Source organism: Paenibacillus sp. S25 (genome assembly GCF_019454085.1).
GTDB lineage: Bacteria > Bacillota > Bacilli > Paenibacillales > Paenibacillaceae > Paenibacillus > Paenibacillus polymyxa_B.
Map to the genome: position 1 here is coordinate 2,755,601 of NZ_CP073683.1, position 12,288 is coordinate 2,767,888.

Consider the following 12,288-nt stretch of genomic DNA (forward strand, 5'->3'; position numbering starts at 1 on the left):
GAGGTGCGTATTGAAAAGGAGAACGAAATGAGTAAAACCGCTGTGAGCAAGTTCAGACAAGCTGTCCTGCAGATACCGCTGTGGTTGTATGTGATTGTTTCGATTTATCCGTTGTTCTGGATGGTTTCCTACTCGTTGAAGAACAATGATGAGATCTTTGTTACCAACCCATTCGGACTACCAACGCATTTTCGTTACGAAAATTACATCAATGCCTGGACGCAATTTAATATCCCTCGTTACTTTCTGAACAGTCTGGTCGTATCAACGATTTCGACTCTGTTCATCCTTTTACTGGCACTGATGTTTGCCTTTGCAGTGGCTCGCATGAGGTGGAGGTTTCGGTCTGCTGTACGAACTTATATGATCATAGGAATGTTTATGCCGCTACAGGTTATTATGATACCGCTGGCGATTCTGGTTCGCGATTTTCATCTTACGAATACGTATGGAGCTCTTATTCTTCCCTATATCGCAATTGGCCTTCCTTTCTCGTCAATGATTTTCTATGGGTTCCTGGCAGGGATTCCCAAGGAGATTGAAGAGGCGGCATGTATGGATGGAGCTAATATTTATAGACTGTTCCTGAAAATCATTATGCCGCTTGCAATGCCTGCAATTGCGACTGTAGCCATTTTTCAGTTCTTGAACAACTGGAATGAGTTCACTTTGGCCTATATTCTGATTTCTGATGAGAATATGAAGACCTTGCCGCTAGGCTTGCTTTTCTTCCAGGGCTCCTACAGCACGGATTGGGGGGCCATGGGAGCTGTTATGACTATCGCTTCCCTACCGATGGTACTAGTCTATCTGTTCTTGAGTGAACAAGTGGAGCGGGCAATGACGGTGGGTTCCGCTGTAAAAGGATAGAAAGGATAAACTGCCCGGGCTTGAGAATCAGAAAAAAGATTCTCTAGCCGGGCATTTTTGTTATGTACATACGCTAGTTTAATCTGACGATGGTTTGTGGCTAATCAGAAACCTTACAACAAAATAAAGGTTTTTGTAAGTTTCAACTGTTGTTCATTATGTAGAAGCTGTTATGCTGGTAAACAGCTAGGCAAGGAAAGAAGTGAGCAGATTTTGAAAGATCCAAAGCAAAGTTTCAATGAAACATTAAAAATTCCCAAAAAAACCATTATAACAGTCACCGTTATCGTTATTATAATTATATTGTTAATCACTCTGGTGCTCGGTACCATGCATATTATTCGGGATTCAATATACACCACCATGAAAACCTCCTAAATCTACAACCAAGGGGGTTAGATTGTTGTTATTGCTTGAACGATCAAATAAAGGCATTATATAGAGAAATCAGTTGTTAAAAATTCAAGCACTAAGAAGGTAGAAAACACGATGCAAAAGATATTAATAGTAGAGGATGATCCTCAAATCAGTTCCTTGCTCCAATCCTATCTTGAGAAATATGGTTATCAAGGGATTAACGTTTCAAATTTTGATCAAGTTCTGGCTATCTTTCAAGAGGTAAAGCCTGATTTGGTACTACTTGATGTGAATCTACCTCGCTTTGATGGATTTTATTGGTGCAGGCAAATACGGACTCAGTCTACATGCCCCATCCTTTTTGTGTCTGCACGCGATGATAAAATGGATCAGGTCATTGCTTTGCAAAACGGAGCAGATGATTACATTACGAAACCATTTTATCCCGAAGTACTATTAGCCAAAGTAGAAAGCAATCTGCGACGTGCCTATGGCTCTTATGCTGTTGCCCCAAAATCACGTTCCTTAAAAGTGGCAGATTTGACGCTATATCCCGATATTATGGAACTTATATTCCATGACAAGCAGGTAGAAATTAGCCAGAAGGAAGCAGCACTGCTAGAGCTATTGATGACGTATCCTAAGCAGGTTGTGGGTAGAGTTCATCTCTTAGAGGCTTTATGGGATGACCACCAATATGTGGGCGAAAACACACTGAATGTTTATGTCACTCGGGTCCGAAAAAAGCTGAGTGAGCTGGGACTGGAGGATATCATAGAGACGGTTAGAGGGGCTGGCTATCGGCTTCACTTGAGTGAGGAGGAAGAACGGTGAAGCTTTTTTGGCGCGACCATTTTTCGCTGGTGATTTTTAATATCACCCAACTTTTTCTTGTGTTAAGTATCTATTGGATGGATGGTTACCGTAACTGGTCGACGGCCCTGTATTCCGTCTTTTTTGGGGCCTCCATTTTGCTGGTTTATTTGCTCTTCCGGTATGTCATGTACTCTGGTTTATATCGCATATTATCCACTGCAAACATTAGAGATTTAGATGAGCTTATTCAGATGAAGGTACTTAATCCGTTAGCCTCTTCTTTGCAACATTTGCTTTTACAATATTACCGATTGTATCAGTCCCGAATTCATCAGTTAGAGCATCAGCAGCGCGATCATATTACGTTTATCAATCAGTGGGTTCACCAGATGAAAACTCCTCTTTCTGTTATTCATTTAATCCTTAAAGGAAAAATAGATCCCGAATCGGATCAGATTCACGATGAGATTGATCGAATGGGAAAAGGACTAGACATGATTTTATATATGTCACGGTTGGAATCTTTTGAACCTGACTTTCATGTGGAGCCTGTTGTATTACGAAAACTGGTTAGTGATGTGATTTATGATAACAAAAGGTTATTGATTCGCAACGAAATTTATCCTTCCAATGAAGTGGACGAGCGGTTGAGTGTGATTACCGATGCCAAGTGGCTAAGATTCATAATTAACCAATTGGTGACCAATGCGGTGAAATACTCTTCAGGTCATGCCCGCAGTCTGAAACTAATGTCTGACGTAAGAGAGCATGTCATTGTGTTGGAAGTACAGGATGAGGGGATTGGTATCCCTAAAAAAGACGTAGAACGGGTATTTGAGGCTTATTATACAGGTGAAAATGGGCGGAAGTATCGTGAATCAACCGGGATGGGACTCTATTTAGTGTCTGAAATCTGCAAAAGACTGAATCATGACATTCAACTGAAATCGACGGTTGGTGAAGGGACGACGGTTCAAATCCTGTTTTCAATTCACAAATGAGAAACCTTACAACACATTTAAGGTTTTTGTAATGTTAATCGATCGCTTCACTTGTCTGGATGGATTATGATCATAACATAGGAAAAGGAAAGGAATGAATTATGGAGATTGTACGAATGGATCAAGTCACCAAAATATACTATGGCAAGGTTCCCTACCGAGCCCTTAACAACATCCATTTAACGATCAAACAAGGTGAGTTTGTTGGTATTATGGGGCCGTCTGGTAGTGGGAAGACCACATTATTAAACATGATTTCGACCATTGATATGCCGACTTCTGGCGAGGTTTGCATTAAAGGTGAAAATCTAAATCAGCTCAAGAAGGATAAGCTGGCTTTATTTCGTCGCAAAGAGCTGGGACTTGTATTTCAGGACTATAATTTGCTGGAAACCCTCACTTTGGGAGAGAACATACTGTTTCCTCTGATGCTGAATAAAAAAGGATTAAAGGAAATGGAGCACAAACTGGAAGAGGTAGCGAAGAAACTGGATATTTTTGATATTTTGGATAAACGGCCTTATGAGGTGTCAGGGGGACAAAAGCAACGGGCAGCCATTGGTAGGGCTATGATTCACTCTCCTTCACTCCTGCTCGCAGATGAACCCACTGGAAATCTCGATTCCAAGTCTTCACGTGTTGTGATGGAAATGCTGGGACTTATCCACCGTGTAGATTATTCCACAATCGTGCTGGTAACACACGGTGCAATGGAAGCCAGTTATTGTGATCGGGTAATTTTTATAAAAGATGGTGAGTTATATAATGAAATCCACCGTAGTCATAGTCAGCAAATATTTTTTCAGGAAATCATAGATATGCTCTCCTTTTTGGGGGGAATTAGACATGCACATGAGCTTTCGTCAGTTAGCATGGAATAATCTCAAACGCAATGTACGTGCTTATGTACCTTATTATTTAAGCAGCTCATTGATGATTTCGATTTTTTTCGTATATGCGATATTTATTTTTCACCCGGATGTCTCAAGTGCAATCACAGCAGCTAATGTAAAAAAAGGATTACAAGTTGCTGATCTGTTGATTTTTGTATTTTCCTTTTTTTTCGTATTATACACAAACCATATCTTTGTTGCTGCACGTAAGAAAGAATTGGGTATACTGACCATTTTAGGGACACATCACAGACAAATTTATTTTTTGGTGGCATATGAAAATCTAATTATAGGCTTTTTATCCTTGGTTACCGGGATTATCGGAGGATTTATTTCAGCGAAATTCTTTCTGCTTTTGGGCTCCAATGTCATAGGAATGTATTTAACGTTTTATTTTCCTTGGAAAGCACTGGCTTTCACAGGAATTGGCTTTATGTTTTTGTTTATATTAATCTCACTTGTGTCTGTTTTCTTCATACGCCATTTTAAATTACAGCAGCTTTTTAGCAAGGTTCCACAGCTCAAAAAGGAATTAAAAGCTTCATGGAGTCTGTCCTTTCTTGCAATAGCGTTAATAGGAGCGGCTGTATATTTAATGAAGCTTGATTTTCCACCATACATTTATCTGGCACCGTATCGTTTAGGAACTCTTTCTTTTTATATATTGCACTATTCGGTTGGAGACACATTTAAATACACAATTGTAATGGGGTTTATTGGTACTTACTTATTTTATACTCAATTATGTGTACTATTCATTCAATTGCTTAGAGCTAACAGGAAATGGTCTTGGAGCGGAACACGTTTGTTATGGTTATCTGAGATCACATACAAAATTAGGAATAATGCCGGGCTGTTTTCATTGATTACCTTAATTTCTATCATTTCCTGTGTAGGAGCAGCGTCAACTTTTGACTCCATGCAGCAGCAAAAAAGATTTCTAAGGGAGCAATCTTATTCATTCGCATTTACTTCTGATGTTGTAAGTTTTATCGAGCTTGAAAAAGAGATTGACCAAAATCTTTATACGGCTGGGGTGGATTATTCGAAAAGTGAAATACTGATCTTTCCCTTTCGTGAACAGCTCGCACCTGTGATGAAACAATCCAACTATGAAGCTCTTACTTCCAGGTTTAAGGAACTAAAACAGACAGCTGCACTTCGGGATCATCAAGGCATTTTCATTTTTGATTCTAATGGAATGTCTTTAGAAGAACAGAAAACCTTTTTTGAAAAAAGGCTAACTTACAATCAAGGAAAAGCTCAGACTATGAATATTCAGATTACGGATACTCAGAAGATAGACCATAGCACAAAGTTTGTTGAAAACATCATCTCTGAACTAGGAAGGTTACTTGTTGTTTCAGATGGAACTTACGACCATTTAGTTAAACAACGGTATTTCAATGTTCCATTAGCATACAAATCAGTTTATTATTTTGTGCCAAAATGGAAGAATGGTCAACTTTCATTAGAAACTTCTGAAACTCAACAGGAGATATGGTTGTATTCCGTGTTGGCCAACAAGGTGAATAAAGGGGTGCTTAACTCTAGAGCGGTGGATTATTTGACATCGGAGATGGATCTGAATATTAGTGAATTTATTGGCGGATTTATCGCCATTATTATGTTGGCAAGCACTGTAAGTCTGTTGTATTTCAGATTGTATGTAGATCTTCAACGGGATGAGGAAATATACCGTGCTTTATCGAAAATCGGACTAAACTCAAGGGAAATGAGACGAGCTGCATCCAGACAAATTGCTTTCCTATTTCTTCTGCCATTAGTCGTATCATCCGTAGGAGTAGTGCTTTGTTTATTTATGTCGGAACCATCTGGAATATATGTAGTACCCTTTCATCATACGCTTATTCAGATTATGCTTTGCTTTTGGGCAATCCAATTCTTTTCCTTTCTTATTGTACGTTTCCTGTACCTTCGTCAATTGGATTTAAAGATGCTGTAAAGAGCGATAAGCCGTGTGTGAAAGAATAGCAGGAGGGCAGGATTATACCTCCCTTCTGGAATCTGCACGGATGATAGAAGATGCAGTTCTCAATTCACGACATCCTTGATGGGGAGTCATACAAAGAAATTGTAGTGTAGAGGAAGAATTTAAATTCATATAACAACGTATTTATTAGACTTAATGAAACTTAGAAAGAGGGGGGTTCTATGAAAAAACGTTTGTTCATTTTATTGTTGTCGGCCTTATCGACCAGTTCTTTTTCAGAGTCCTTTGTTCACGCAGAGCAGCAGCAGGTTTCCAATGCAAGTGTGAAAATAACACTGAGTCAAGCACAGCAATGGGCACGATCTAATAGCTTTAGCTTGAAGGAGGCCCAGCAAACGATAGATCGTAACCGGATTAACCTAAAAAATGCAGGTAAAAATCTGGATTTTATTCCGGCAGGTACAGGCAACGGTGAAGAAGATGCGGCTAGTAGTTCAGCCTGGAAAGGGTATGCCTCATCGACAGTTTCTTATTTGGAATCCAAAAAGCAAATCGAACTTGCCCAAGATCAGGCCGATTACTCTGCAATGAAGAATTATTATGACGTACTTCTAGCTGAAAACAAAGTAAAGAGCAGTGAGGATGCACTTTCGCTCGCACTACTGGAAGAAAAAGCTGCTGAAGCGAAGGCCAACCGTGGAAAAATTTCTCCAGGTGATCAAAGCACGATTATTCAGACTCGTATAGAGGCTCAAAAGAATGTAGACATTGCAAAGGCTGCACTACAAAAAGCGATGGATTCACTAAATACGCAAATGGGCCAACCTCAAGGTACGGTGTATGAACTGGTGGATCGACCTGTTTATCGGAAGATGGATAACACGAATTTAGATACGCTTGTGACGCGTGCCATTTCGGCGAGTCCTTCGGTATGGAGGCAGGAGGAGGCTGTCAAGCTGGCCAAGATGGAAATTAAATATTACACGTGGAACTCGGGAACTGACGATTATGAAATTAAACAGATTGATGTAGACTCCGCGGAAGGCGGATTGGAAAATACCAAGGATCAATTAGCCGAAACACTGAAGAATATGTACTTTAACTTACAACAGAGTTATGAACAATACGAACAAATGCAAAGTAATCTACAGAACGCTAATAAAGTATTAGATATATCACGTAAAAAAAAGGAACGAGGATTTGCTACAGGTACGGAGGTAGCCACTAATCAGTTAAAAGTGAAGCAAATTGAACGGAATAAGGATGAATTAATTGTTCAAATGACAATGCTGCAACATGCTTTAAACAAACCATGGAGCGTATAGGTTTTAGAAAAAATACATTTTAAGGGGATATAACATTGTCGGAAACAGAAAAGAAAGATGCATTGCAAGTGTTAAGAAGAAAAAAAAGGTTGAAAGGGATCATAGGTATTCTTGTCTTGATTATTATAGCGGGAATTGGAAGCTTTATTTATATGAAAAAGGGGCAGGAAAAGCCTGTGGAGAGTCCTGCGAACCAGATCGTACAGGTACAGAAAACAAACATGACCGAGTCGCTTAAAGTGACTGGGACCGTTCAGGCATCTAAGGAAGTGAATATTAATTTTACAAATGTTGAGGGTGCCAAGCTCATTGCTGTCAATGTCAAAGCAGGAGATAGTGTCAAGGCGGGTCAAGTGCTAGCTCGTTTGGATGATTCCGATTCCAGGTTACAAATTAAAAATGCTGAATCCAATGTAGCGATTGCCCGAGCCAAGCTGGAGGAAACCAAGCGTGGACCGAAGACCAGTGATATTGAGCTCCAGAAGGCAAATGTCTTAAAGGCACAGATGGCGATAAAAACAGCCAAGGACGGGATGGAATTAGAGGAAGCCACTGCACAAAAAGAGGCAGCCAAGGTGACTTTGGATAAAGCACAAAAGGATTATGATGACCAGGCTTATCTGGTTCAGAATGATGCGGCAGCAGAAAGTGACCTCGCGACGGCCAAGCAAAACTTAGATAAGGCAAAATTGGATATAAGTAATGCTGAGCTGCAATATAAAAAGGTACAGGTCAAACAAAATCAGGCCATTGAGGACGCGGAAATGGGCTACAAAACAGCTTTAATACAATTAAAGGCAGCACAGTCCCCGCCTGATGTTTCTAACATTCAATCTGCTCAGGCCTCTTTACAACAGGCTGAAACGGAGTTGGAGCAGAAAAAAAGTGTCCTGAACAAATTACAGGTTACAGCCCCGTGGGATGGAATTGTGTTGAAGATCAACGGCGATGTGGGTACCAGTCCTACAGCACCTTTCATTGTTATGAACAACTCCAATACAGGCGTTATGAAGGTTAGTGCCAAGGTTAACGAAAGTGATATTGCTAAAATGAGAACTGGGCTCCGGGCTACGATGCACACGAATTCTTTCCCGGACAAACAATTCAATGGCGAAGTCCTCTTTGTTTCTCCAGAGCCGATTACCGAATCCAATGTGACTACATACAAAATCGAATTGTCTTTGGAAAGTCAAAAGATAAGACTTCAACCGGGGATGAACATGGATGTGTCACTCCTTTTGGCTGAACGTAAAGGTGCGTTGTCTGTTCCATTGTTTGCATTGAGATCCGAAGGTGGAGTGGACGGAGTATATGTAGCAAAGAATCCGAATAATCCTGCAGATTATGAATTCAGACCAGTGAAGCTGGGTGTTTATACAGCGGATCAGGCCGAAATCAAGTCCGGTGTCAAGGAAGGCGAGACCATTGTTATTCCGCCTCAGGGCGATGCTGGTTCGAATGGCAGTCAAGAGGGCCAGGACCCTGATGGGGGTCAGGCACAATGAACGAAGTTCAATTAAATAAAAACGTTATTGAAATTAAAGCATTAAAAAAAATATATGAGGTAGGCGGACAGGAGATTCAGGCTCTACGTGGTGTGAATTTATCTATTAGCGAAGGTGAGTTTGTTGCCATAATGGGTCCCTCTGGTTCGGGTAAGTCCACCATGATGAATGTCATTGGGTGCCTCGATCATCCTGATACCGGGAAGTATTATCTAGATGGGTATTCCATATTGGATGCTCGTGAGAACGAGCTTTCCGAGATTCGAAATCAGAAACTGGGTTTTGTGTTTCAAAAATTCTATCTACTTTCCCGAACTACAGCATTAGCAAATGTAGAGCTACCTATGATGTATGCAGGTATACCTGCCAAGGAACGCCGGGAACGAGCCGTGGAGGCGCTTCGAAGTGTAGGCCTTGCAGAACGGATGTACAACAAACCTAACGAGCTTTCTGGCGGTCAGCAGCAACGTGTCTCTATTGCGCGTGCGTTGGTGAATAATCCTGTTATTCTGCTGGCGGATGAGCCTACGGGGGCACTGGATACGAAGACGAGCGTCGAGATTATGGAGCTGTTTCAGGGTTTGAATGAGCAGGGGAAAACCATCGTCTTGGTTACTCATGAGCTGGAAATCGCTGAATATGCCAAGCGGTTGATCAGCTTTCGGGATGGGGATATTGAGCGGGATGAAAGCATTACCAATAGAAGAATTTCATCAAGGATGGCGAGCCTATGAATTTGATGGAAACGATCCGTGTATCAATTAATAGTTTAACGACCAATAAGCTGCGCTCCTTTTTAACGATTCTCGGTATTATTATCGGGGTGGCAGCGGTTATTGCCATTATGGCGATCGGAAACGGCTCTACCACCCAGATAAAGGCAGAAATTAGCAAATTGGGAAATAACGTATTGATGGTTGCGCCAGCGATGACAATGGTAGATGGTGAAATAGATTATGACAACATGCCATCGTTTACTTGGGCTGATGTGGAGGCGTTAGAACAAAAGAATTCCATAGATGCATTGATGCCAAATATAACAAGCAATTCAAAAGCTACGTGGGGGCGATATAACTATAACGCCACTATTGTAGGGACCTCCGCTTCATTTTATAAGGTCAAAAAGTTTTCCTTTGCCGAGGGCAGAACATTTACCAACGATGAAATGGATAAACGCATGAATGTCGCCATTCTTGAAAGCCAAGCGGTTCAACGTCTTTTTGGTGGAGATACCCAAAATGTATTGGGACGAACGTTTCAAATTAAACAGATCCCTTTCAAAGTAATCGGAGTATTAAATACTCAGCCAGTAACGAAATTAAGCTACAGTACTAATGAACAAATTTACATCCCTGCTACAACCATGATGAACCGTCTGGGTGAGAAGAATATTACGGGATTGGACGTGTCCGCCAAGTCACCAGCTTTGATGGATCAGGCTCGTTCAGACATATTGGATAGCTTGCGTGTAACGCATCAGCTAAAACCCTCGGAACCGGATCAATTTCAAATCATGAGTCTGTCAGAGGCAGCAGGTGCAGCCTCCGGTGTAGATAGTATCATGACCAGCTTGCTGGGTGGTGTAGCCGCGATATCGCTCGTGGTAGGGGGAATCGGAATTATGAATATTATGATGGTTTCGGTTATAGAGCGTACAAGAGAAATCGGTATTCGGAAAGCCATTGGCGCCAAGCCGAGAGATATTATGATTCAATTCCTGTCCGAAGCGGTCATCTTTGGTCTGTTGGGAGGTACAATTGGGGTTGTAACAGGCATAGGAGCCTCCAAAATAATCGAAGCAACGGCACATATGACCATTGAATTTACAATCTCGCCTATTATATATTCATTTCTTAGCTCTGCGGGCACAGGCATCCTATTTGGAGTATACCCGGCTTATAAAGCAGCAAGTTTAAAGCCTATTGATGCATTGAGATACGAATAATTTTAATTGGCACGTAGTCGCAAACTGAATACGTAACAGCTTCTAGATTTTTGGAGGAACATATACTATGGAAAAAAGCTATACGCAAAATAGAACCAGAGCTCATCAGATGAAGAGAAATAGAAGAAGGCTACTGTTTATTATTATCATTTGTATTGTTCTAATTATTCTAAAACTCTTTGATATCTTTAGTAGTAAACCACAGCCGGTAAAAACGATTGAATTTGCAGAAAAAATAAAATCAGTATCAACCGACAAATTAAATAACGAATCCAAAGGGAGCGAATCACCTCTAAAAAATGTTTCGGGTGTTGAAGATGCAGCATTTGTTGAAAAGTACTTGAATCAGCAAATGCAAGGGCATCGGCCTGAGGGGATAGACGGTAAAAAAGTAGTCTATTTATCTTTTGATGATGGACCATCGGTCACCGTAACGCCTAAAATATTGGATGTTCTTAAAGAAGAAAATGTGAAAGCAACGTTTTTTGTAGTAGGAAAAGCAGTAGAAGAAAATGAAGTGGCTAAAAAAATAACAAAAAGAGTGGTTAAGGAAGGACATGCTATCGGAAATCATACCTACTCACATGACTACAGTTATTTGTATCCTAATCAGACTGTGAATTTGAGTGTTTTTATGAACGATATTGAAAAAACAAATCAAGTTTTAAAGCAAATATTGGGGCAGAATTTTTCTACAAGAGTAATTCGTTTTCCAGGCGGCCATATGACATGGCAGAGAAATGATCCCGATGGTATGGAAGTGCTGGACAAAGCTCTACAGGCTAAGGATTATCATCAGATTGACTGGAATGTGTTACCTAAAGATGCAGAAGGTGCACCTAAGAATGCTGAACAATTAATTCGCGAATTCATAAGGAACATGGGGACTAGAGAAAAAGCAGTGGTACTCATGCATGACACTTATGGGAAGGAAGAAACAGCCAAAGCCTTGCCTGAAATCATAAGATATTTAAAAAAGCAGGGATATGAATTTAAGACAATAAAGTGACTTGCCGATTCCAAACAAAACAGAAGGGACAAGCAATAATATGGATATTAAAGGTGTGGAGGATCTATATTTATCTTGCAAATCAGACCTCTTTGGCTATCTATTGAGGATATTGCATAACAAACAGGATGCTGAAGATTTGTTACATGAGTGCTTTATTCGGTTTATAAGAGCTTCACCTGACTTGCCTCAAGATCGTATTCGATTTTATCTTTTGAGAATTGCTAAAAATTTAGCTATAGATTTAATAAGAAAACGAAAAAAGATGGATGAATACAACTTACGTAAGGAACTGCCCTACTGTCGCTGGGATACCCTCGATTTTGAAATTCAGGAGGAGGTCAATCGAATTCTTTTGATGGCAAGTAATACCGAGCAAAGGACGGTACTTGAATTGCGTTTAGTCCGAGGATACTCCATAAAGGAAACGGCTAAAATCTTAAACAAGAGTGAAAATTCAGTAAAGTCTTCGCTGCACAGAGCTTCAAGACGCATTAAATTAAGATATATTTCCTGAACTGATGTGGACGACAACAGTACTAAATCTAAGAAAAAGAATAATTTCTTAAAGAGGAGTAGACATTGAGTCTGCTCCTCTTTTCGCTTGATACAG

The 12,288-nt window shown here is 40.5% G+C and carries 11 protein-coding genes; all 11 read left to right on the plus strand.

The features are described from left to right. Positions 1 to 27 precede the first annotated feature (27 nt). The 11 genes from KAI37_RS12140 to KAI37_RS12190 all read left to right on the plus strand — a co-directional run bounded on the left by KAI37_RS12140 (position 28) and on the right by KAI37_RS12190 (position 12,192). On the plus strand, positions 28 to 870 hold the full coding sequence (locus KAI37_RS12140; protein WP_025723644.1) for a carbohydrate ABC transporter permease: 843 nt from the start codon (positions 28 to 30) through the stop codon (positions 868 to 870). 489 nt (positions 871 to 1,359) lie between these two features. Next, positions 1,360 to 2,061 (plus strand): response regulator transcription factor, encoded by a 702-nt coding sequence (locus KAI37_RS12145; protein ID WP_220031356.1) that lies wholly within the window; start codon positions 1,360 to 1,362, stop codon positions 2,059 to 2,061. Further along, entirely contained in the window at positions 2,058 to 3,044 is a 987-nt protein-coding gene (locus KAI37_RS12150) for a sensor histidine kinase (protein ID WP_220031357.1), read from the plus strand. Before KAI37_RS12145 ends, KAI37_RS12150 begins: the two co-directional genes overlap by 4 nt. Positions 3,045 to 3,145: 101 nt before the next feature. Continuing rightward, positions 3,146 to 3,925, plus strand: a complete 780-nt coding sequence (locus tag KAI37_RS12155) for an ABC transporter ATP-binding protein (RefSeq protein WP_220031358.1) — start codon at positions 3,146 to 3,148, stop codon at positions 3,923 to 3,925. Further along, complete coding sequence (locus KAI37_RS12160) at positions 3,891 to 5,903, plus strand: ABC transporter permease (RefSeq protein WP_220031359.1); 2,013 nt, start codon at positions 3,891 to 3,893, stop codon at positions 5,901 to 5,903. The genes KAI37_RS12155 and KAI37_RS12160 overlap by 35 nt, the downstream gene beginning before the upstream one ends. 209 nt (positions 5,904 to 6,112) lie before the next feature. Beyond that, on the plus strand, positions 6,113 to 7,216 hold the full coding sequence (locus KAI37_RS12165; RefSeq protein ID WP_220031360.1) for a TolC family protein: 1,104 nt from the start codon (positions 6,113 to 6,115) through the stop codon (positions 7,214 to 7,216). Between the two features lie 35 nt (positions 7,217 to 7,251). Then, the gene (locus tag KAI37_RS12170) at positions 7,252 to 8,721 is read left to right on the plus strand and encodes an efflux RND transporter periplasmic adaptor subunit (protein ID WP_220031361.1); all 1,470 of its coding nucleotides are present in this window, start codon (positions 7,252 to 7,254) and stop codon (positions 8,719 to 8,721) included. Next, a complete protein-coding gene (locus tag KAI37_RS12175; RefSeq protein WP_025723380.1) occupies positions 8,718 to 9,455 on the plus strand; it encodes an ABC transporter ATP-binding protein in 738 nt (245 codons plus the stop codon). Before KAI37_RS12170 ends, KAI37_RS12175 begins: the two co-directional genes overlap by 4 nt. Next, entirely contained in the window at positions 9,452 to 10,666 is a 1,215-nt protein-coding gene (locus KAI37_RS12180) for an ABC transporter permease (RefSeq protein WP_076294699.1), read from the plus strand. The genes KAI37_RS12175 and KAI37_RS12180 overlap by 4 nt, the downstream gene beginning before the upstream one ends. 67 nt (positions 10,667 to 10,733) lie before the next feature. Beyond that, on the plus strand, positions 10,734 to 11,675 hold the full coding sequence (locus KAI37_RS12185) for a polysaccharide deacetylase family protein (protein WP_220031362.1): 942 nt from the start codon (positions 10,734 to 10,736) through the stop codon (positions 11,673 to 11,675). Positions 11,676 to 11,715: 40 nt separating this feature from the next. Then, the gene (locus KAI37_RS12190; RefSeq protein WP_076294701.1) at positions 11,716 to 12,192 is read left to right on the plus strand and encodes an RNA polymerase sigma factor; all 477 of its coding nucleotides are present in this window, start codon (positions 11,716 to 11,718) and stop codon (positions 12,190 to 12,192) included. Positions 12,193 to 12,288 lie beyond the last annotated feature (96 nt).

Excerpts from the sequence above, each read along its gene's own strand:
- KAI37_RS12140 (WP_025723644.1), top strand. The coding sequence starts at position 28 with ATGAGTAAAACCGCTGTGAGCAAGTTCAGACAAGCTGTCCTGCAGATA.
- KAI37_RS12145 (WP_220031356.1), top strand. The coding sequence starts at position 1,360 with ATGCAAAAGATATTAATAGTAGAGGATGATCCTCAAATCAGTTCCTTG.
- KAI37_RS12155 (WP_220031358.1), top strand. The coding sequence starts at position 3,146 with ATGGAGATTGTACGAATGGATCAAGTCACCAAAATATACTATGGCAAG.
- KAI37_RS12160 (WP_220031359.1), top strand. The coding sequence starts at position 3,891 with ATGCACATGAGCTTTCGTCAGTTAGCATGGAATAATCTCAAACGCAAT.
- KAI37_RS12165 (WP_220031360.1), top strand. The coding sequence starts at position 6,113 with ATGAAAAAACGTTTGTTCATTTTATTGTTGTCGGCCTTATCGACCAGT.
- KAI37_RS12175 (WP_025723380.1), top strand. The coding sequence starts at position 8,718 with ATGAACGAAGTTCAATTAAATAAAAACGTTATTGAAATTAAAGCATTA.
- KAI37_RS12180 (WP_076294699.1), top strand. The coding sequence starts at position 9,452 with ATGAATTTGATGGAAACGATCCGTGTATCAATTAATAGTTTAACGACC.
- KAI37_RS12185 (WP_220031362.1), top strand. The coding sequence starts at position 10,734 with ATGGAAAAAAGCTATACGCAAAATAGAACCAGAGCTCATCAGATGAAG.
- KAI37_RS12190 (WP_076294701.1), top strand. The coding sequence starts at position 11,716 with ATGGATATTAAAGGTGTGGAGGATCTATATTTATCTTGCAAATCAGAC.